This window comes from Flavobacterium aestivum (assembly GCF_026870175.2).
Lineage (GTDB): Bacteria > Bacteroidota > Bacteroidia > Flavobacteriales > Flavobacteriaceae > Flavobacterium > Flavobacterium aestivum.
In genome coordinates, this window is sequence record NZ_CP113977.2 from 2,207,603 (window position 1) to 2,230,072 (window position 22,470).

The following is a 22,470-nucleotide window of genomic DNA, read 5'->3' on the forward strand; positions in this document are numbered from 1 at the left end:
CGGATAGAAATTAACAATAAAAAACGACAATATCCAATTTTTATCGACCATTTACTTACGATTCAAGAATAGTATTACACAAAATTAATAGCTCAAAAAACACAATTTTACTCGTTAATTTACTGATTATTAAGTTATTAGGTAATGTATTGTTAATAAAAAGAGATTAAAATTTTATAAAATATAGTTCTATTTTTTTAAAATGATTTTATTCTAATTTTAAGTACTTCACATTTGTTTTTTCACTCCATTTTTTTCTAAAATAGGAAGCAGAAATTTATTCAAAGTAAAGCCGTTTTATCAAAAAATATTTGGCTTTTAGTTCAAGAGGATCTTTTGTATTTTATCTCCATAATTTTTATAAAAGACTAAATAAATGTTATCGTTTCTTTTAGGATCAAAAGAGATTAGTTATCAAAAAAAAAGCATCCGTTTTATCGGATGCTTTTCAATTAAAGTTATGTTTAAAATTATCTAGAAGAAATTACTTTTTGTACGCTATTGCCTCTATTGGTAGTTACTTTCACAAGATAAACTTCTGCTTGTCCAGTAGCTGGAATGTTTAGCAGAACTTCTTTGTTCAAGTGACCTTGACTATCATGTTTAGAAGCTACCACATTACCACTTGTGTTGAACACCTCAATTTTCACATCAGTAACATAATCGAAATTATATCTGATGGTCAATTGGTCTTTGAAAGGTACTGGATAGGCAGTAAATGAAGATGAAGATGAAGCTGTACGTTGAGTTTTTGGATCTGCACTGGTTCCGCCTAAAGGACATCCTGCACTATTCAGTTTATCCAATTGGGTTGCCAATGTTCCAGGATTACTTCCTCCAGCTGCATAAGCTGCATTAACTGCATTAATCACTGATTGAGGACTGTCTAAATATGGCGCTCCAAAATCAACTTCATCGCTACATGCATTCAATAAGGCAGCAACACCTTGACGAGCTAAATTATAAATACCGCCTCCTCCTAAATTTAGAGCTTCTATTAAAGTTAAATTAGCAAGATTTGATGGCGCATTTACAAACACAGTGCCAAACACCATTGAAGGACTATAAGAAGAACACCATCTATCAGTATGGTTTTTCCAGTATCCTAAAGTACATCCTTCATTACATGCAAGAACTGTGATAATTTGGCTGCATGAAGCTGATGCATTACCACAAGCATCTGTGGCGGTCCAGGTTTTTGTGTGGGTTACTGAACCATCCGCATTATTTACAACAACTACATCACCAGGTATGATTATAATATCTCCCGTTGCAGTACAGTTGTCGCTTGCAGTTGGAGTACCAAAGACTGGTATTGTACCACATTCAACCGTTTGATTAGCTACACAACTAAGGACAGGCGCAATGGTATCATCGATGATGATAGTTTGACTTACGCTTGAAGGGTTACCACATTTGTCGGTTACACTCCATGTTCTGGTAATGGTTTCAGGACAGGTTTTACCGTCGGAAACATCAACACCTAAAACAGATCCGGCATCGTCACAATTATCGGTAAAGCCTAAACTTCCCGGTGCAGGAACATCGTCTTTACATTGGAAAGCGGCATCGGCAGGTTTTGTAGCAAATACAGGCGCAATGGTATCATCGATGATGATAGTTTGACTTACGCTTGAAGGGTTACCACATTTGTCGGTTACACTCCATGTTCTGGTGATGGTTTCAGGACAGGTTTTACCGTCAGAAACATCAGTACCTACAACAGATCCGGCATCGTCACAATTGTCGGTAAAGGCTAAACTTCCTGGTGCAGGAACATCATCTTTACATTGGAAAGTTGCATCGGCAGGTTCTGTAGCAAAGACAGGCGCAATGGTATCATCGATAATGATAGTTTGACTCACGCTTGAAGGGTTACCACATTTGTCGGTTACACTCCATGTTCTGGTGATAGTTTCAGGACAGGTTTTACCGTCAGAAACATCAGTACCTACAACAGATCCGGCATCGTCACAATTATCGGTAAAGGCTAAACTTCCCGGTGCAGGAACATCGTCTTTACATTGGAAGGTTGCATCGGCAGGTGCTGTAGCAAATACAGGCGCAATGGTATCATCTATGATGATAGTTTGACTCACGCTTGAAGGGTTACCACACTTGTCGGTTACACTCCATGTTCTGGTGATGGTTTCAGGACAGGTTTTACCGTCAGAAACATCAGTACCTACAACAGATCCGGCATCGTCACAATTATCGGTAAAGCCTAAACTTCCTGGTGCAGGAACATCATCTTTACATTGGAAAGTAGCATTGGCAGGTGCTGTAGCAAATACAGGCGCAATGGTATCATCTATGATGATGGTTTGACTCACGCTTGAAGGGTTACCACATTTATCGGTTACACTCCATGTTCTGGTAATGGTTTCAGGACAGGTTTTACCGTCGGAAACATCAGTACCTACAACAGATCCAGCATCGTCACAATTGTCGGTAAAGGCTAAACTTCCCGGTGCAGGAACATCGTCTTTACATTGGAAGGTGGCATCGGCAGGTTCTGTAGCAAATACAGGCGCAATGGTATCATCGATGATGATAGTTTGACTCACGCTTGAAGGGTTACCACATTTGTCGGTTACACTCCATGTTCTGGTGATGGTTTCAGGACAGGTTTTGCCGTCAGAAACATCAGTACCTACAACAGATCCGGCATCGTCACAATTATCGGTAAAGCCTAAACTTCCTGGAGCAGGAACATCATCTTTACATTGGAAAGTAGTATTGGCAGGTGCTGTAGCAAATACAGGCGCAATGGTATCATCGATGGTGATAGTTTGACTTACGCTTGCAGGATTACCGCATTTGTCGGTGAAGCTCCATGTTCTGGTGATAGTTTCAGGACAGGTTTTACCGTCAGAAACATCGGTACCCACAACAGATCCGGCATCGTCACAATTATCGGTAAAGGCTAAACTTCCCGGTGCAGGAACATCATCTTTACATTGGAAGGTGGCATCGGCAGGTTTTGTAGCAAAGACAGGCGCAATGGTATCATCGATGATGATAGTTTGACTCACGCTTGAAGGGTTACCACATTTGTCGGTTACACTCCATGTTCTGGTGATGGTTTCAGGACAGGTTTTACCGTCGGAAACATCAACACCTAAAACAGATCCGGCATCGTCACAATTATCGGTAAAGCCTAAACTTCCTGGAGCAGGAACATCATCTTTACATTGGAAAGTGGCATCGGCAGGTTTTGTGGCGAAGACAGGCGCAATGATATCATCGATGATGATAGTTTGACTCACGCTTGAAGGGTTACCACATTTGTCGGTTACACTCCATGTTCTGGTGATGGTTTCAGGACAGGTTTTACCGTCAGAAACATCAGTACCTACAACAGATCCGGCATCGTCACAATTATCGGTAAAGCCTAAACTTCCCGGTGCAGGAACATCGTCTTTACATTGGAAAGTGGCATTGGCTGGTGCTGTAGCAAATACAGGCGCAATAGTATCATCGATGATGATAGTTTGACTTACGCTTGAAGGGTTACCACACTTGTCGGTTACACTCCATGTTCTGGTGATGGTTTCAGGACAGGTTTTACCGTCGGAAACATCGGTACCTACAACAGATCCGGCATCGTCACAATTATCGGTAAAGGCTAAAGAGCCCGGTGCAGGAACATCGTCTTTACATTGGAAAGTGGCATCGGCAGGTTTTGTAGCAAATACAGGCGCAATGGTATCATCTATGATGATAGTTTGACTCACGCTTGCAGGATTACCACATTTGTCGGTTACACTCCATGTTCTGGTGATGGTTTCAGGACAGGTTTTACCGTCGGAAACATCGGTACCTACAACAGATCCGGCATCGTCACAATTGTCTGTAAAGGCTAAAGAGCCCGGTGCAGGAACATCGTCTTTACATTGGAAAGTGGCATCGGCAGGTTCTGTAGCAAAGACAGGCGCAATAGTATCATCGATAATGATAGTTTGACTCACACTTGAAGGGTTGCCACATTTGTCGGTTACACTCCATGTTCTGGTGATGGTTTCAGGACAGGTTTTACCGTCGGAAACATCGGTACCTACAACAGATCCGGCATCGTCACAATTGTCGGTAAAGGCTAAACTTCCCGGTGCAGGAACATCGTCTTTACATTGGAAAGTGGCATCGGCAGGTTTTGTAGCAAATACAGGCGCAATGGTATCATCGATGATGATAGTTTGACTCACGCTTGAAGGGTTGCCACATTTGTCGGTTACACTCCATGTTCTGGTGATGGTTTCAGGACAGGTTTTACCGTCAGAAACATCAGTACCTACAACAGATCCGGCATCGTCACAATTGTCGGTAAAGCCTAAACTTCCCGGTGCAGGAACATCGTCTTTACATTGGAAAGTTGCATCGGCAGGTTTTGTAGCAAATACAGGCGCAATAGTATCATCTATGATGATGGTTTGACTTACGCTTGAAGGGTTACCACACTTGTCGGTTACACTCCATGTTCTGGTGATGGTTTCAGGACAGGTTTTACCGTCAGAAACATCAGTACCTACAACAGATCCGGCATCGTCACAATTATCGGTAAAGGCTAAAGAGCCCGGTGCAGGAACATCATCTTTACATTGGAAGGTAGCATCGGCAGGTTTTGTAGCAAATACAGGCGCAATAGTATCATCTATGATGATGGTTTGACTTACGCTTGAAGGGTTACCACACTTGTCGGTTACACTCCATGTTCTGGTGATGGTTTCAGGACAGGTTTTACCGTCAGAAACATCAGTACCTACAACAGATCCGGCATCGTCACAATTATCGGTAAAGGCTAAAGAGCCCGGTGCAGGAACATCATCTTTACATTGGAAGGTAGCATCGGCAGGTTTTGTAGCAAATACAGGCGCAATAGTATCATCGATGATGATAGTTTGACTCACGCTTGAAGGGTTACCACATTTGTCGGTGAAGCTCCATGTTCTGGTAACGGTTTCAGGACAGGTTTTACCGTCAGAAACATCAGTACCTACAACAGATCCGGCATCGTCACAATTGTCTGTATATGCTAAACTTCCCGGTGCAGGAACATCGTCTTTACATTGGAAAGTTGCATTGGCAGGTGCTGTAGCAAATACAGGCGCGATGGTATCATCGATAATGATAGTTTGACTCACGCTTGAAGGGTTACCACATTTGTCGGTTACACTCCATGTTCTGGTGATAGTTTCAGGACAGGTTTTACCGTCAGAAACATCAGTACCTACAACAGATCCGGCATCGTCACAATTGTCGGTAAAGGCTAAAGAGCCCGGTGCAGGAACGTCGTCTTTACATTGGAAAGTGGCATTGGCAGGTGCTGTAGCAAATACAGGCGCAATGGTATCATCTATGATGATAGTTTGACTCACGCTTGCAGGATTACCACATTTGTCGGTTACACTCCATGTTCTGGTGATGGTTTCAGGACAGGTTTTACCGTCAGAAACATCAGTACCTACAACAGATCCGGCATCGTCACAATTATCGGTAAAGGCTAAAGAGCCCGGTGCAGGAACATCGTCTTTACATTGGAAAGTGGCATCGGCAGGTTCTGTAGCAAATACAGGCGCAATGGTATCATCGATGGTGATAGTTTGGCTTACGCTTGAAGGATTACCACATTTGTCGGTTACACTCCATGTTCTGGTGATGGTTTCAGGACAGGTTTTACCGTCAGAAACATCAGTACCTACAACAGATCCGGCATCGTCACAATTGTCGGTAAAGGCTAAAGAGCCCGGTGCAGGAACATCGTCTTTACATTGGAAGGTTGCATCGGCAGGTTTTGTAGCAAATACAGGCGCAATGGTATCATCTATGATGATGGTTTGACTCACGCTTGAAGGGTTACCACATTTGTCGGTTACACTCCATGTTCTGGTGATAGTTTCAGGACAGGTTTTGCCGTCAGAAACATCAGTACCTACAACAGATCCGGCATCGTCACAATTGTCGGTAAAGGCTAAAGAGCCCGGTGCAGGAACGTCGTCTTTACATTGGAAAGTGGCATTGGCAGGTGCTGTAGCAAATACAGGCGCAATAGTATCATCGATGGTGATAGTTTGACTCACGCTTGCAGGATTACCACATTTGTCGGTGAAGCTCCAGGTTCTGGTAACGGTTTCAGGACAGGTTTTACCGTCAGAAACATCAGTACCTACAACAGATCCGGCATCGTCACAATTGTCTGTATATGCTAAACTTCCCGGTGCAGGAACGTCGTCTTTACATTGGAAGGTGGCACTGGCAGGTGCTGTAGCAAATACAGGCGCAATAGTATCATCGATGGTGATAGTTTGGCTTACGCTTGAAGGGTTACCGCATTTGTCGGTGAAGCTCCAGGTTCTGGTAACGGTTTCAGGACAGGTTTTACCGTCAGAAACATCGGTACCCACAACAGATCCGGCATCGTCACAATTGTCTGTATATGCTAAACTTCCCGGTGCAGGAACGTCGTCTTTACATTGGAAGGTTGCATTGGCAGGTGCTGTAGCAAATACAGGCGCAATAGTATCATCGATGGTGATAGTTTGACTCACGCTTGAAGGGTTACCGCATTTGTCGGTGAAGCTCCAGGTTCTGGTAACGGTTTCAGGACAGGTTTTACCGTCAGAAACATCGGTACCCACAACAGATCCGGCATCGTCACAATTGTCTGTATATGCTAAACTTCCCGGTGCAGGAACGTCGTCTTTACATTGGAAGGTTGCATTGGCAGGTGCTGTAGCAAATACAGGCGCAATAGTATCATCGATGGTGATAGTTTGGCTTACGCTTGAAGGGTTACCGCATTTGTCGGTGAAGCTCCAGGTTCTGGTGATAGTTTCAGGACAGGTCAAGCCATCTGAAACATCAACACCTACAACAGATCCGGCATCGTCACAATTGTCTGTATATGCTAAACTTCCCGGTGCAGGAACGTCGTCTTTACATTGGAAGGTGGCACTGGCTGGTGCTGTAGCAAATACAGGCGCAATGGTATCATCGATGGTGATAGTTTGACTTACACTTGAAGGATTACCACATTTGTCGGTGAAACTCCAGGTTCTGGTAACGGTTTCAGGACAGGTTTTACCGTCAGAAACATCAGTACCTACAACAGATCCGGCATCGTCACAATTGTCTGTATATGCTAAACTTCCCGGTGCAGGAACATCGTCTTTACATTGGAAGGTTGCATTGGCAGGTGCTGTAGCAAATACAGGCGCAATAGTATCATCGATGGTGATAGTTTGGCTTACGCTTGAAGGGTTACCACATTTGTCGGTGAAGCTCCAGGTTCTGGTGATAGTTTCAGGACAGGTTTTGCCGTCAGAAACATCAACACCCAAAACTGATCCGGCATCGTCACAATTGTCAGTATATGCTAAACTTCCCGGTGCAGTAACATCATCTTTACATTGGAAGGTTGCATTGGCAGGTGCTGTAGCAAATACAGGCGCAATGGTATCATCGATGGTGATAGTTTGACTTACGCTTGAAGGGTTACCACATTTGTCGGTGAAGCTCCATGTTCTGGTGATAGTTTCAGGACAGGTTTTGCCGTCAGAAACATCAACACCCAAAACAGAGCCCGGATCGTCGCAATTGTCTGTATACGCTAAAGTACCTGGTGCAGGAACATCGTCTTTACATTGGAAGGAGGCATTGGCTGGTGCTGTAGCAAACACTGGCGCAGTCTTGTCCGCCGGCATTTTAAAAGTACTGACTTGACAACTTTGAGGATTATGACAATCATCGTCTACAGTATAAGTAAAACTCAAATCTATTCCGTTGCAGGTCGGATCGGCTGGCAAGGCTGGAAAATTAGCTAGGTTGTCAGTTGTATTAATCCCTCCTGTAAAACCGAAACCGGCTTTCCATGCATTGTAAGCTGTTGTTATTTCATCAGCTGTACTACATTCAGGTAAAGTAACAGGAGCAGAGCAAGTGAATTTTAAATTACTCAAGTCTATAGACAATTGAAATGGTGCTCCAGGAAAATCCTTCAATTCTGATTGAGCTGAAGAACCAGATGTTCTTGTTCTTACAAATAAGGTGCTAATTATTAAACAAGGATCATTTCCTCCGCCAAACACTTGAGATATATTAACAGCTCCTTCTGCCCATTGATTTGGAGAATATGCCCATAAATCTGGATTGGTAGAAATAGGATCTTGATTGTAAATAGGATATGGCACTATGGTTTGTGCATTGTTATTAGTTCCATAAACAGTTCCCGCAGGAGGGGTAATTGGATCACTATAAGCAGTTCCGTTCCATCGTCTAATAACCACATTTGCGAAAGTTCCACCTTGGGTAAACTCAATAGTTATTAAAAGATCATTGACAGTACGACCGCTAGGAGTTCCCGCCTCAGAGGCGAAAGATCCAAATTGAAACCCTTTTGCGTCAGTTCCTTCCACAGTCATGGTTAACCGTTTTTGGAGAATTTCAAAATCGATATAACTGCTCCCTTCGGTTACTTGACGGTCTGCAGCAAAAATCAGCCATAAATCGTTTGGATTTCCCCCCAAAGCGGGATCCCCATAAGTAAAATGAGCAATGGCATTTTGAATTTCGTTTTTGTTTGGAGAGGAACCCACACCCCAGGTATAATCAGAAACATTATCATTGATCTTATTACTACTTGTGAAAATAGTTGGATCAGCATTTGTTACATTATCTCTGAAAAAGGTGGTGTTTGGATAAACATAGAATTGAGATGGTAATGGCCCGTCCGGATAATCGTAAGGGGGCGGTACCGGTACAAATATTCCTCCGGGATTGGCTGTAACAGGTGCTGATTGATTTTCAAATAAAAAGTCTCCCGCTGTTGGATTATCTCCAGGAGACTTAACAAATGCATTTCCATCAATAGCAAACCCTCCCTTAGGAGCTATTACTGGTGCTGTTCCAAGAATGTTTTGAGCATTAGCAACATTCGTGGTCATAAGTAATATCACTAATACAAGTGATATCGCAAATCTCTGACACCAACAACAGGGAAAAGTGTAGCAATAGTCTTGCATACTCTTTGTCGTATAAAAAATAATTTTTTTCATAATAATATGGTTTTTTTAAGACCATAATATCAATAAGGAAGCATCAGTAGAAAGTGGGTTTTCGAAAAACCTGAGAGTGTTGTTTCATATATAAAGGTTTAAAGGTTTAATAACAAAAAAAGTATAGAGGGATTACAATCTGGGGTACGCAAATGACCCTCCATAAGCATAGCTATGAAGCACTTCATCATTGAAAGATTATATTATTGTGGGAAACAATATTTGAATTCTTTTATTAACCAGATAGTTATAAAGTGTAAACTTAAAATCCCAAATTAAAATAATTAATATTGAATTTAATAAAAGTAGGACAATGCAAAAGTTTTCAGACCTGGAGAAAAAACTTTTGTTAAAATGAGACCCCTTCAAAAACGAATATGAAGTACTCCATCATCAAAAGAATATTTTATTGCGGGGAACAATAACTAGATTCTTTTATTAAACCAAATAGTTACCCAAAAAATAAATTTAAAACACTAATTGAAACAATTAGTATAGATAATTATAAAAATGTAGGATAGTATAAAAGTTTTCAGATTTGGAGGGAAAACTTATAAAAATGATATGACTTCTTAAAAAATAATTTTATGAAGTACTCCATCATCAAAGGCTATTTTGTTAAGAAAAACATAACAATAAAACTCTTTTTTAAGGAATTGTTGTTTTGTAAATAACTTAAAAACAGCTTAAAAATTAATCACCATTAAAAGTAATTTATTAACAAAGAGATGGATAAAAATTAACAATAAAAAACGACAATAATCAAATTTTATCGACTAAATACCTACTATTCAAGAATAATATTACACAAAATTAATAATTCTAAAATATAATTTTACGTGTTAAATTATTGGTAATTAAGTTATTAAGTATTGTATTGTTAACATTTTTTAGCATTATTATGTTAATTTTTAAATATGAAAATTAAGTTGCGTATAAAATCAAATTTAGAGGAGAAAAACATAGTACAATAGTCAATCCTTTAGAACATAAAGAGATAACAATGACAAGTTGAAACTCATCATTCTGTCTAAATTAATTTCTATAATTTATTGTTTGGATAAAATTAGAGCTGGGAGCAAACACGTGAGGCAGTAGTTCGTAAATGAATGTATTATGGAAAAAAAAGTAATTATAATTTTTCGAGCAAAAGTCCTGTAGCTGTAAGACCAGGGCCAAATGCCATAGCTACAACTTTAGTCCCAGATTTGATGGCTGGATCATTTATAATTTTATTAAAAATATGAGGTACTGTTGCAGATGACATGTTACCGTGAATGCGCAAGACTTCATATGACCAATGAGCTTGTTCTTTTTGCAGTCCTATTTCGTTTACTACATAATCAATAATTTTAGGACCTCCCGGATGAATTGCAAAATGCATTTTAGATTTTTGTTCTTCAAGATCTACTCCGCCTTTTTTGCAAAGTGTTGTCAAAAAGGATTTTATGTTTTTACGAATAAAAACCGGAACACGTTTAGAAAGTGTCATCAAAAAATTATATTCTCCTAAATCCCATGACATATCCTCTAATGAATCAGGAATAATAACTTCATGTGAAGCTAAAATTCGCAAGCCTTTTTTTTCGGGGATTGTATCATCGTTCATAAATGTTTCTTCCTCATACAAGGAATACCCTATAAATCCATCGGCAAAAAGGGAACAAATCATTGTATTTGCAGGTGAGAACTCTGTTAGATTTAAGTGTGCAGACAATAACTCGGTATGAACCACATCGGCTCTTCCGTTAATTTTGCTGGCTGATATTAAGCTACTGGCTGTTCGAATGGCTGGAAAAGCACCATAACATCCCATATGATATGAATGGGTTACTTGAACAGTTTCCCATTTTCTTTCTATAACCGCTTCCTGAGCAACACTTGGGGAAGAATAACCGGAACAAGTAACATGAACTAAGTTTTCCGGTTTAGTAGGTGTGTTTGCATAAAATTCATCAAATACATGCCCCATTTTTCTTTTAAACCAATCCATTCGAACCTCTATTTTAGGTCCGAAAGAATTTCCATGCTTAACTTCAAAACCACTAGGGAAATGGTATTCTGAAGGTGAAGTGATTTCCATTATATTTTCGATAAAATCCTCGACCTCTTCAAAAATTATACTTTGTCTGCTATTAATGCTATGATGAGAAACAGAATATTTATCTACTTGGTCTGATATAAACTTAAAATTTACTAATTCTTCATCAATTTTTCCCCCATTTTCACCATTCGATTCTGGAAGATTTTGGAAATGATAATATAAAAACTTGGTATATTGATTAAGCTTTTTTTGCTCCAATAATTTACCAACAAAAACAGGATGAAAATTAGAAATAATAATGCTTTTCATGGCCTTATAAATTAATTTAATTAACAAAATTAAGTTAAAAGATCATAAAAAAAACAGGGCAAATAAACGGTGGATAAGCTGTGTTTGTAACTTATTGATTTACAGGTGTTTATATATGTTGTAATTTTGTTAAAATACTGATAATCATTATATTATGAGAAATGAACTACTTAAAATTACCTGTTGGTAATCAGGTAAATAACAAGAATTACCTAGTCAGTTATTTGTCTGTTTTTCAATATTTTATCAAGTGAAAAGGAGGCGATTTTTGCAAACATCCCAATTGATGAAATAGCTGTAAAAAAGGTTTACTTGCAATCCCTTTAGTTTTATTGTAGATTTGGTGAAATAAAGCACGAATATGAAATTTTTAGCCTCACTACTTTTTTGTTTTACGGTCTCTTGTGTTTTTTCACAAGAACAAGTTTCCTTTTATTTTGATAGTAATAAGTTTAGTTTAAAAAAAGAGGAATTATTAAAATTGAATCAATGGTTGGTTCAATATAAGGAAGCTAAAATTCTTGGCGTTTATGGTTTTTGTGATGAAGAAGGTTCAGTAGGTTATAATGATACTTTGGCAAAAAAACGTATTGACTATGTGTTTAATATCATAAAAGATAAAGTAAAAATCAGGGATGATTTTAAAACTAGAAGTTTTGGAGAGCTACATGTTTTATCTAAAATAAAAGCTGAAAACAGAAAGGTAACCTTATATTATATTCTGCCTAAAGATTTTGCCCGCGAGGATGAAATTATAAAGGTGAAAAAAGAAACTGTGGTCGAAAAGAAAAGAGAACTTATAAAGTTTCCGGATAAACTATCTTTTGAAAATCCGGATGGCACTATTTCTGAGTTTAAAATGGACACCATTTTCATGAGGAAAATGAGTTTAGCCAAAGTAGGAGAGAAGCTTAAACTCGAAAACATGAATTTTTATATTAATACGTTTGCTATTATACCTCAATCTCGTGCCAAAATGTATGAGTTGCTGACAGTTCTAAAAAGCTACCCAGATATGAAAATACAAATACAAGGACATATTTGTTGCGTAACTAAAGATGTTAGGGATTTAGCAACGCAAAGAGCCAAAGCTATCTATAAGTTTTTGGAGTATAATGAAATTGATAAAAGCAGAATGACTTATATAGGATACGGTAGTGATAGACCTTTGTATCCCATACCTGAAAAATCTGAAGAAGAACGGGAGGCAAACCGTAGGGTAGAGATTGAAATTATTAATTAACTAGGGTTTTAGATACCTATTTTTTTAAAATTCAGCCAAGCTAAAAATCTAAGAACCCTAATTGATAAATTGCAACATTAAACCTATCTTTGCAAATCAACTACATAACAATACGAATGAGTTCAGATACTTCAAAAAGATATGCACAACGCGGCGTGTCAGCATCCAAAGAAGATGTGCATAATGCCATTAAAAATATAGACAAAGGATTGTTCCCACAAGCATTTTGTAAAATTGTCCCAGATTATTTAACACAAGACGAAGAGTATTGCCTCATTATGCATGCAGATGGAGCAGGAACAAAATCATCATTGGCTTATATGTATTGGAAAGAAACTGGAGATATTTCGGTTTGGAAAGGTATCGCTCAAGATGCATTAATCATGAATATTGACGACTTATTATGCGTAGGAGCTACAGATAATATCTTGCTTTCTTCTACAATTGGTAGAAATAAAAATTTGATTCCGGGCGAAGTTTTGTCTGCTATTATTAATGGAACTGAAGAACTCATAAAAGAGTTAGATTCATTTGGAGTAACCATACATTCTACAGGCGGAGAAACTGCAGATGTTGGGGATGTGGTAAGAACCATAATCGTAGATTCTACCGTAACTGCCAGAATGAAACGTTCTAAAGTTATTGATAATGCCAATATAAAAGCGGGTGATGTTATAGTAGGTATGGCTTCTTTTGGTCAGGCTACTTATGAGAAGAGTTACAACGGCGGAATGGGAAGTAATGGTCTTACCTCTGCTCGTCACGATGTTTTCGAGAAATATTTGGCAACTAAATACCCAGAAAGTTTTGATGCCGCAGTGCCACAGGAATTAATATATTCCGGACAGGTAAAACTAACAGATTCTGTGGACAATTCACCAATAGATGCGGGACAATTGGTGTTGTCACCAACAAGAACGTATGCGCCAATTATCAAGAAAATTTTAGATAAATATACTTCTAAGGACATTCATGGAATGGTACATTGTAGTGGTGGTGCACAAACCAAAATTTTACACTTTGTACAAAATCTTCATATTATAAAGGATAATTTATTTCCGGTTCCACCATTATTTAAATTGATACAAGAACAATCAAAAACAGATTGGAAAGAAATGTATCAAGTATTTAATTGCGGACATCGTATGGAAATGTATGTATCAGAAGAGGTAGCTCAGGACATCATTGTCATCTCGAAATCATTCAATGTCGATGCACAAATCATCGGTAGAGTAGAGGCTTCTGATGCAAAGAAACTTACTATTACCAGCGAATACGGTACTTTCGAGTATTAATTTTATTCAATAGATACTAAGATTCTAAGCCTCTAAGTTGCTAAGATTTAAGTAGATAATCTCAAAGGTGAAATAATCATCTAAGAAGTAGAGGGTTGACATATAGGAGTTTAGAAAGGATATTAAGTTTTTAACTTAGAGTCTCAGTAACTTAGAAACTTAGCATCTAAAAAAGAGTATTGATGTTACAAATAAACTAATACCAGCAAAAAAATGTACGAGTTATTATTTTGGAAATACCTAGACGGAATTTATTTAAACCATCATGAGGTTTACGAAGCCATAGACGATCAACAAGAAGTCGAAGGTCTGGAAATACTCCCAATTGAGGTAATTTTAAATAGGTTTAATACCGTGTTTTCAAAATGGGAAAAAGTAGATGAAAATAGTTGGAAAAATACCAACGGTAAAGGAGCTTTTCAAATAAAAACAACGCCACAAAGCATCAAAATAGATTGTTATGGCACGGAAGGAAAAACCATGAATTTATTTGTAGATACCATGGCCGAATTCAAATGCCCGCTTTATGACCCACAGGTTCCGGAGCGTTATGATGAAATGAGTGAGTAGTATTTTTAGGAGCTAATCCAGTTATTCGTTACAAGCCCACAACATGAAAAATCAGTTTTTTATGTTGTGGGTTTTTCATTTTAAGCGGGTAGCAGTAATCTGAGTTAAGATGCCAGTGATTATTTGCTGAATAGTTGTTATTAGTCTTTTTTTTATATTTTAGCTAAAAAAAATAATGAACCCTACTTTTCAATTCCCTCAAGAAGTTGTACTCGAGGACGAGGTTGTTTTACTTCGTTCTTTGCAAGAAACCGATGTTGATAATCTATTAGATATTTCCCTTAATGAACCCGAAACCTGGGAGTATTCTTTAGTCCGTGCAAACGGAAAGGAAAATCTGGAAAATTATATTCAAATAGCACTAAAAGCCAGAGAAAATAAAACTGAATTTCCCTTTATTGTTTTAGATAAAAAATCAGGGAAGTATGCAGGAAGCACCAGGTTTTATGATATAAACCTTAATTTCAAAACGTTGCAGTTAGGGTACACTTGGTATGGAAAAGCATTCAGGGGTACAGGACTCAATAAACATTGTAAATATCTTTTATTGCAATATGCTTTTGAAACACTTGGGGTTGAAAGAGTAGAATTCCGAGCAGATAATAATAATCTTAGGAGCATAGCTGCCATGAAAAGTATTGGTTGTAAAGTCGAAGGCGTTTTGAGAAGCCATATGCCTACTTTAGGGAGTGATGCGCGTCGAGACAGCATCATTTTGAGTATCCTAAAAGAGGAATGGTTTAATGAGGTAAAAGCAAATTTGAAAGCAAAATTATAATTGCTTTTCACAATCACTATTAGATAAAGTAGACTCTCAAAAAATAAAAAAAACATATAAGTATCATGTGAAGATATAGGTTAACTGGAACCTGGCTTAAATGATCTTATATGTTTTTTTTGTAACAGACTTAATAAATTGTCTATACTATATTTTGTTTTTCAATTTTCTATGGTTACAATTCACTTTTGGTTTATTGTTGAGCTTGTTTTTCGTTAGGAATGCTAATATAAAATGTAGTTCCTTTTCCTTCTTCGCTCTCTACCCAAATTTGACCTCCGTCTTTTTCTACAAATTCTTTACAAAGGATTAATCCTAAACCGGTACTCGGTTCATTATTGGTACCAATTCTATTGGTTTGAACATCTAGCCTAAATAAATTCCCAATCATTTTTTCATTCATACCTATTCCTGTATCGGCAATGGAAATAGTGGTGTTTTCTCCTTCTTCGTTGGCCTGTATGAGTATGCTTCCTTTTTTGGGAGTAAATTTTACAGCGTTAGATAATAGGTTTCTAATCACGGAATGTATACTATTAATATCAGCAAAAATGGTTGTGTCTTCTGGAATATTAATATTGATTTCAATTTCTTTATTGTTGGCAGCATCTTGTATTGTAGCCATGCATTCTGTTACTATTGGTAACAGTAATTTTTCCTTAGGTACAAATGGTATCAAGCCTTGCTCCATTCTGGACCATTCCAGTAAGTTTTCTAAAAGTTGAAACAAATTGGCCGCAGAATTCTTCATACTTGCTGCAGCAAACTGGATTTCTTCTTTAGTCATATTGTCAAGATCTTCAGCCAATAATTCGGATAATCCAAGAAATCCATTAAATGGTCCTCTTAAGTCGTGAGCGATAATAGAAAAGAATTTGTCTTTTTGATTATTGATTGTAGAAATTATTTTGTTTTTGTCATTAAGCAATCGGTTTGATTTTCTTTTAGAAAGGTATAGGTATAAAAACAATCCTGACAAAATAATTACTGCAACGGTGATGGTAATCAATAGATATACTTTTCGGGAAGCATTCTTTATTTTGAGCTCCTGAATTTCAATTTTTTTGTCTCTTAATTCTATTTCTCTTTGTGATTTTAGAAGTGATATTTGGGTTTTGTTTTTATTAGAGAAAATAGAGTCATTAAGATTGGTATTCTTTTCGTAAAAATATAAGGCTTCTTGGTGTTTGTTTTGAGCCTTTTTTATTTTGGATAGATACAGATAAGCGTCTCTGATATCGATTAAGGATTCGTGTTTTCTAAAAAACGTCATTGATTCATTTACGTAATCCAGTGATTCTTGCAATAGTTTTTCCTTATTTGCTTTATTAGGCTCTTCTAAGGCCAAAAAATAATAAGACTTCCCTAATTCTATTTTGTTAAATCCATTGTATAAACTAGTGTCATTTTTATTGATTATAATGGATTTATTGATTGCTTCTATAGATTTTTTATATTGTTTTAAGAAGTTGTAGGTAATACCAATATTGGTGTAGTTTAACCCAGTTTCAAAACTGTTGTTGTTTAATATGTTTAGTTTGGATGCTTTATCAAAATAGCGCAATGCTTTTTGATAGTCTTTCATTCTTAAATAAACATCTCCTATGTTGTTTAAATAGATGCCAACTGTTTTTTGGTCATTTATTTCCTGACTTACTTTTAATGCTTTGTTGTAATAGGCAAGTGCCAGTTTGTAATTTTTGAATTCTACATAAATTGTTCCAAGGCCATTGTTACAATTGGATATCCCTTTTTTATTATTTATGTCTTCATGGATTTTTAGGGCTTTATATATATAATTTAAAGCTTTTGGGTAATCGGATTTTAGCCAATAATATATTCCTATATTGTAATAAGCATTTCCGGTCCCTTTTTTATAACGGGTTTTCTGTGAAAGAGCTAGAGCTGATTTAGCGTACTTAAAGCTTAAACCTGAATTTATATAATAGTAAGAGGATGATAAATCGTTAAGTGTTTTTGCTTTTAGAGTATCTTCTTTAGAATGACTTAATTCTATTTTTAGAGAATCAATTTTTTGCTCTTTGCTCTTCTGAGAAAAAGAAAAATTGATTGTAAGAATTAAGAAAAATAAAATATATTTTTTCATTACTATTTGTTTTATATAAGGTAATTGTTAGCTCTATTGACAAACTCATATCAAAAGTTGTTCCTTTTTTGTCTTAGCTAGCTACCCATATTGAAATTAAATCTTCTCACCAGATATATTTTTTTACGTCATTGCCAATAGTTGGGCTAACCCAAGAAATCCATTAATGGAATTTCATGAATTATAAGCAGAGAATAATATATCTTTTTTGGGGAGTTAATTCGTGAAATAATTTCATTCTTATTATAAGCAATTGGATTGTCTTTTTTAGATAGATACAACTTGAAAAACTAGGTGAGTTTTGTAATCGCTGATGTAATCAAAGTTTATAGACGTGTTTTTCGTTAGTCATTTTCTATTTTAAGATTTTAAATAATGTTATGTTAGTTAGCCTATAATGTCTAATCATTGATTTAAAATGCTAGAATATAATAGGTTCTGTTTTTTTGAATTTTCGCAAAGATAAATCTAAAAAGCTTTGGTCGAATTTAAAATAAAGTTAAAAGATATGTTTTTGCCGATTAAAAACACCATAATATGCATCTTGTAAGGGGATTACTTTTGATAATTCGCTTTTAGCTTTAACGTAAGAGCATTTTTTTCTGTAAATTTATCTTATGATTTAGAAATTAAGGTGTTAGAGGTCATTGTATAACCGCCAAGACAACCGAAAATCATTCCTATTTTTGACCACTTGATAAAAAAATGTAAAAAAAAACGTAAAAAAATTTGCGTAGTCAAATAACTACACATATATTTGCAGTCAAATAACTACACAATGAATTTAAGACGAGACGTATTTCAAGCTATTTCAGATCCGACAAGAAGGGCAATACTGCTATTATTGACAACCCAGACAATGACAGCTGGTGCAATTGCTTCCAACTTTGATACTGCAAGACCAACTGTTTCCAAACACTTGCAGATACTTACAGAATGCGAACTGCTGAAACAAGAACAAAACGGCAGAGAAATCCACTATCAAATAAATGTAAACAAAATGAAAGAAATCGCCGATTTTTTAGAACCTTTCCGACTAATGTGGGAGAGCAGGTTTAACAAACTAGAAGACGTAATGAAGAATTATCAATCAAAAATTAATAAATAATGGAACAAAAAACAAAAATTAAAGCAGAAGAAGGCAGACAGGATTTAGTGATAACAAGAGAGTTCGACTTGCCGTTGGATTTACTTTTCAAAGCATATTCAGAAGCTGAATTGGTAGAACAATGGATGGGAACTAAAGTGCTGAAATTGGAAAACAAAGATCACGGAAGTTATCAATTTGAAACCTCTTACAACGGTAATGTGGTTTTTAGAGCCAACGGAACTATTCATTCGGTTTTACCAAACGAAAGAATTGTTAGAACTTTTGAAATGGAAAATATGCCAATTGGTGTGCAACTCGAATTTTTAGATTTTGAAAAACTAACAGACGAAAAAAGCAAACTGACTATGCACATTGTTTACAAATCTGAACAACACAGAGCCGAACAATTGAAAATGCCATTTGCAAACGGACTAAATATGGCACACGACAGACTTGAAGAAACATTAAAAATCAATAAATAAATATAAAAATGGAAAAGAATAAAAAAATCGGTTATTGGACTACTACAATCTTACTTTGCTTTTGTATGCTTGGCGGAATTGGACAATTGTTTCAAGTGAAAGAAGTAGTTGATGGTTTTGTAAAATTAGGTTACCCAACTTACTTTATTTCAGTAATTGGGTTTTGGAAAATAATGGCAATTATTGCAATCGTAATTCCTAAATTTCCATTACTAAAAGAATGGGCTTATGCAGGTGTTTTCTTTGCAATGACAGGAGCTTCTATTTCGCACATTGCAGTAAATGACAGTACATTTCATATTATTGTACCATTAATAATCGCAAGTTTAGCAGTTTGTTCTTGGTATTTAAGACCAGCTACAAGAAGAATAACAACAAACGGCTAACAGTTGTTTGGCAAAATGGCGGATTTAGAGCTAAATTCAACGGAAGTTCTTTTGTGCAAAATGGAACATTTGTAATTCTATTTCCGCTATTTCGTCTAGCTATATAGCGATAGGGTAATACCGTTTATTAGAATTAAGAATCTTTTTATGTTTTTATATTTTAAATTATCCTTCTAACTTAAAAAGGATACCTTTGTAGCTGTACAATTAGAATAAAAAACAACTTAGATGAAAATAAACCCTAAAATCGGAATTGATAAGCTCATTTTTGGAATGAAGCAAAATGATGTTATTGCTATTTATGGTAAGCCTGATAGAAATTACAAAGACGAAGACGATAATGTAATTTTTGCCTATAATACGCTTAAAATACGTTTGACATTTTATAAAGATGAAGAACTGAAATTAGGATATTTAGTGGCTTCAAGTCCAGATTTAGAGTTGTTTGGTAATAAAATAATCAACAAAAAAATTGCTGTTGTCAAAAATGATTTGAGCAAGAAAGGTATAACTAAATTTACACAAGAAGAGTTTGATACTTTTGAGAACTACTTTAATGAAGAGAATTGGATAATTCTTCAAACAGAATTTGAAGAAGTGGTAAAATTCGAAATTGGAGCAATAATCAATGATAAAGACGAATTTGAGTGGAAGTTTAAGAAATAAAATAGTCCTTTAAAAAAGAAAACCCGGCAAGTAATAAACTAGCCGGGTTTTTTTATGGGTAATTTTTAGTTTCAGACTAATAAGCTGAATGCTTCTTATTGTTGTTTTTCAAACATTTCCAATTCAAAAATTAAATTGGTATTTGGAGGTATTACACCACCTGCACCTCTTTCGCCATAAGCCAAATTAGATGGGATGAAAATGATTGCTTTCTCTCCATAAGACATATTACTAAGACCTTCTATAAATCCTGGAATCATACCATCTTTTCTACCAGCTTGAAAAGGGAAACGAGAGTATCCGTTTTGAGTAGCTCTATTGGCGTCAAATTTTCCATAGGCTTTGGCAACTTCCTCATAGGCACTATCAAATAATGTCCCGTCTTCAAAGTAACCTGAGTATTTAAAATAGAAAGTCGATCCATCTGCCGGTTTTACTCCAGTTCCTTTAGTGATTACGCTATAGGCTAATCCAGTTGATGAAGTAGTTGCTTTTGCTTTTTCGGCTGCAATATAAGCTGATTTTGCTTTAATAACTGGTGCGTAAGTTGCTAGGTATACTTTTTTTGCTTCAGCATCTATAGCGGCTTGTTTCTTTTTATTTTCCGCATCAATAATTGCTTGCTTTTTTTGATCTTCGGCTTTGTTGTTAAAATAATCTGAGAATACTTTTACGGCATCAAAATTTTTAGCAGAATCTCCTTTTCTGGTGATAGTAATTTTTGTGATTACATCATCTTGTACTATTGCATTAACAACATCCATACCTTGTGTTACTTGACCGTAAATAGTGTGTTTTCCGTTCAACCAAGGGGTGTCTTTATGCGTTATGAAAAATTGACTTCCGTTAGTCGCAGGACCAGAATTTGCCATTGCAAGGATACCAGCTTTGTCAAATTTAGAATCGTTAAACTCATCTTTGAAATCATATCCAGGACCACCTGTTCCGTTACCTAAAGGATCTCCTCCTTGTATCATAAAATCTTTGATAACTCTGTGAAATTTCAATCCATCAAAAAATGGTTTTCCTTTTAGTTTTTCATTTGTTACAAATGGGTTTTTCCCCTCAGCAAGCGAAATAAAATTGGCTACTGTAACAGGTGCTTTTTGATAAAACAATTGAAGAGTAATATTTCCTTTATTGGTTGCAATAGTGGCGTAAATGCCTTCTTGGGCAACAGGAGCTTTTACAGCTGTTCCTGTTTTTTTTACAGCAACAGGCTTCTTCGTGTTTTGTGCGTGTAAATTGAATAACCCTAAAAAGAGTAATAATACGATTTTAGATTTCATTGTATATAATTTAGGTTTCTATTAGTTTTTATTTAGTTGGCATTTTATCCATTAATTGAATCTCAAAAATGATATTGGTATTTGGCGGAATAACATCACCAGCCCCAGCTTCTCCATAAGCAAGATGTGATGGGATAAAAAGTACTGCTTTATCTCCGATTGATAATTTTTCTATTCCTTCTATAAAACCAGGAATCATACCGTCTTTTTTTCCTGCTTGAAAAGGAATTGGTGTATAGGCATTGGCTGCGGCTCTTGCCGGATCAAATTTTCCAAAGGTTTTAGACACGTCCTCAAGACTTGAATCAAACAAAGTTCCGTTTTCTAAAAATCCAGCGTAATGAATGTAAACGATTGATCCCATGGCTGGTTTTTTTCCACCTGATTTTTTTGTAATCACGTATTCAAGACCAGTTGCTGTTTTGGTTGATTTATTTTTCAACCCTGCAAAATAAGCTACTTTTTGATCGCAAACGGCTTTGTATTTAGCTTCATATTCTTTTTTTGCTAAGGCTTCTGCGGCTACTTTCTTTTTTTGATTTTCAGATTCTATTCTAAAATAGTCATAGAAAGTTTTTTTGGCATCAAATTTCTTAGCTGCTTCACCATTTCTAATAATGGTTACGCTTTTTATAAAATCGTCTTGTTCTATTTTGTTAACTACTTCAAGATTATAATCTACTACATGACCAAAAATAGTGTGTTTACCATCTAACCAAGGCGTTTCCAGATGTGTAATAAAAAATTGACTGCTATTAGTTCCAGGTCCATTATTGGCCATAGCCAAAATTCCTCCTTTATCAAATCTTAAGTCGGTAATTTCATCTTTGAATTTATAACCAGTATCACCAGAACCCGTTCCCAGAGGATCTCCTCCTTGAATCATAAAATCTTTTATAACTCTGTGAAATTTCAATCCGTTATAGAAAGGTTTTCCTTTAAGGGTATCATTGGTAATAAAATCATTTTCTCCTTCTGCCAAAGTAATGAAGTTTGCAACAGTAACAGGAGCTTTTTTATAATCCAGTTCTAGTAATATGTTTCCTTTGTTGGTTTCAATTTCAGCATATAGACCGTCGGGTAAATTACTATGTTCTTTATTACAGGAAAATAATGAAGCGGTTAGTAATAGTACAAATAAAATATTCTTTTTCATTTCTG

The 22,470-nt window shown here is 36.3% G+C and carries 13 protein-coding genes; 8 read left to right on the plus strand and 5 right to left on the minus strand.

Features of this window, described 5'->3' with window-relative positions:
• Positions 1–470 precede the first annotated feature (470 nt).
• Together OZP08_RS09540 and OZP08_RS09545 are read right to left on the minus strand one after the other, a co-directional pair.
• The gene (locus tag OZP08_RS09540; RefSeq protein ID WP_281323570.1) at positions 471–8,939 is read right to left on the minus strand and encodes a T9SS type A sorting domain-containing protein; all 8,469 of its coding nucleotides are present in this window, start codon (positions 8,937–8,939) and stop codon (positions 471–473) included.
• Positions 8,940–10,182: 1,243 nt separating this feature from the next.
• The gene (locus OZP08_RS09545) at positions 10,183–11,403 is read right to left on the minus strand and encodes a 3-oxoacyl-[acyl-carrier-protein] synthase III C-terminal domain-containing protein (protein ID WP_281323571.1); all 1,221 of its coding nucleotides are present in this window, start codon (positions 11,401–11,403) and stop codon (positions 10,183–10,185) included.
• Between the two features lie 361 nt (positions 11,404–11,764).
• Here OZP08_RS09545 and OZP08_RS09550 point away from each other — a divergent pair, with 361 nt between their 5' ends.
• The 4 genes from OZP08_RS09550 (at position 11,765) to OZP08_RS09565 (ending at position 15,289) form a co-directional block, all read left to right on the plus strand.
• The gene (locus tag OZP08_RS09550; RefSeq protein WP_268845872.1) at positions 11,765–12,646 is read left to right on the plus strand and encodes an OmpA family protein; all 882 of its coding nucleotides are present in this window, start codon (positions 11,765–11,767) and stop codon (positions 12,644–12,646) included.
• Between the two features lie 116 nt (positions 12,647–12,762).
• Complete coding sequence (locus OZP08_RS09555) at positions 12,763–13,941, plus strand: AIR synthase related protein (RefSeq protein WP_281323572.1); 1,179 nt, start codon at positions 12,763–12,765, stop codon at positions 13,939–13,941.
• A gap of 213 nt (positions 13,942–14,154) precedes the next feature.
• Positions 14,155–14,511: a hypothetical protein gene (locus tag OZP08_RS09560; protein ID WP_268845873.1), complete on the plus strand. Its 357-nt coding sequence runs from the start codon at positions 14,155–14,157 to the stop codon at positions 14,509–14,511.
• A gap of 175 nt (positions 14,512–14,686) precedes the next feature.
• Complete coding sequence (locus tag OZP08_RS09565) at positions 14,687–15,289, plus strand: GNAT family N-acetyltransferase (RefSeq protein ID WP_268845874.1); 603 nt, start codon at positions 14,687–14,689, stop codon at positions 15,287–15,289.
• A 193-nt stretch (positions 15,290–15,482) separates the two neighbouring features.
• Here OZP08_RS09565 and OZP08_RS09570 read toward each other — a convergent pair whose 3' ends face one another.
• The gene (locus OZP08_RS09570; protein ID WP_268845875.1) at positions 15,483–17,396 is read right to left on the minus strand and encodes a tetratricopeptide repeat-containing sensor histidine kinase; all 1,914 of its coding nucleotides are present in this window, start codon (positions 17,394–17,396) and stop codon (positions 15,483–15,485) included.
• Positions 17,397–18,174: 778 nt separating this feature from the next.
• Between OZP08_RS09570 and OZP08_RS09575 the strand changes: the two genes are divergently transcribed.
• From OZP08_RS09575 to OZP08_RS09590, 4 genes are all read left to right on the plus strand, one after another.
• On the plus strand, positions 18,175–18,504 hold the full coding sequence (locus OZP08_RS09575; protein ID WP_268845876.1) for an ArsR/SmtB family transcription factor: 330 nt from the start codon (positions 18,175–18,177) through the stop codon (positions 18,502–18,504).
• Entirely contained in the window at positions 18,504–18,968 is a 465-nt protein-coding gene (locus OZP08_RS09580) for an SRPBCC family protein (protein ID WP_268845877.1), read from the plus strand. Before OZP08_RS09575 ends, OZP08_RS09580 begins: the two co-directional genes overlap by 1 nt.
• Before the next feature lie 8 nt (positions 18,969–18,976).
• On the plus strand, positions 18,977–19,354 hold the full coding sequence (locus tag OZP08_RS09585) for a DoxX family protein (RefSeq protein ID WP_268845878.1): 378 nt from the start codon (positions 18,977–18,979) through the stop codon (positions 19,352–19,354).
• A 228-nt stretch (positions 19,355–19,582) separates the two neighbouring features.
• On the plus strand, positions 19,583–20,020 hold the full coding sequence (locus tag OZP08_RS09590; RefSeq protein WP_268845879.1) for a hypothetical protein: 438 nt from the start codon (positions 19,583–19,585) through the stop codon (positions 20,018–20,020).
• 95 nt (positions 20,021–20,115) lie between these two features.
• On the opposite strand, the gene OZP08_RS09595 is transcribed toward OZP08_RS09590, so the two are convergent.
• Complete coding sequence (locus OZP08_RS09595; protein ID WP_268845880.1) at positions 20,116–21,309, minus strand: peptidylprolyl isomerase; 1,194 nt, start codon at positions 21,307–21,309, stop codon at positions 20,116–20,118.
• A gap of 28 nt (positions 21,310–21,337) precedes the next feature.
• Positions 21,338–22,465, minus strand: a complete 1,128-nt coding sequence (locus tag OZP08_RS09600; protein WP_281323573.1) for a peptidylprolyl isomerase — start codon at positions 22,463–22,465, stop codon at positions 21,338–21,340.
• Between the last annotated feature and the right edge of the window lie 5 nt (positions 22,466–22,470).

Bases quoted from the DNA above. Each gene is read 5' to 3' on its own strand.
- OZP08_RS09575 (WP_268845876.1), top strand. From the start codon at position 18,175: ATGAATTTAAGACGAGACGTATTTCAAGCTATTTCAGATCCGACAAGA.
- OZP08_RS09590 (WP_268845879.1), top strand. From the start codon at position 19,583: ATGAAAATAAACCCTAAAATCGGAATTGATAAGCTCATTTTTGGAATG.
- OZP08_RS09585 (WP_268845878.1), top strand. From the start codon at position 18,977: ATGGAAAAGAATAAAAAAATCGGTTATTGGACTACTACAATCTTACTT.
- OZP08_RS09600 (WP_281323573.1), bottom strand. From the start codon at position 22,465: ATGAAAAAGAATATTTTATTTGTACTATTACTAACCGCTTCATTATTT.
- OZP08_RS09580 (WP_268845877.1), top strand. From the start codon at position 18,504: ATGGAACAAAAAACAAAAATTAAAGCAGAAGAAGGCAGACAGGATTTA.
- OZP08_RS09555 (WP_281323572.1), top strand. From the start codon at position 12,763: ATGAGTTCAGATACTTCAAAAAGATATGCACAACGCGGCGTGTCAGCA.
- OZP08_RS09570 (WP_268845875.1), bottom strand. From the start codon at position 17,396: ATGAAAAAATATATTTTATTTTTCTTAATTCTTACAATCAATTTTTCT.
- OZP08_RS09565 (WP_268845874.1), top strand. From the start codon at position 14,687: ATGAACCCTACTTTTCAATTCCCTCAAGAAGTTGTACTCGAGGACGAG.
- OZP08_RS09550 (WP_268845872.1), top strand. From the start codon at position 11,765: ATGAAATTTTTAGCCTCACTACTTTTTTGTTTTACGGTCTCTTGTGTT.
- OZP08_RS09595 (WP_268845880.1), bottom strand. From the start codon at position 21,309: ATGAAATCTAAAATCGTATTATTACTCTTTTTAGGGTTATTCAATTTA.
- OZP08_RS09545 (WP_281323571.1), bottom strand. From the start codon at position 11,403: ATGAAAAGCATTATTATTTCTAATTTTCATCCTGTTTTTGTTGGTAAA.
- OZP08_RS09560 (WP_268845873.1), top strand. From the start codon at position 14,155: ATGTACGAGTTATTATTTTGGAAATACCTAGACGGAATTTATTTAAAC.
- OZP08_RS09540 (WP_281323570.1), bottom strand. From the start codon at position 8,939: ATGACCACGAATGTTGCTAATGCTCAAAACATTCTTGGAACAGCACCA.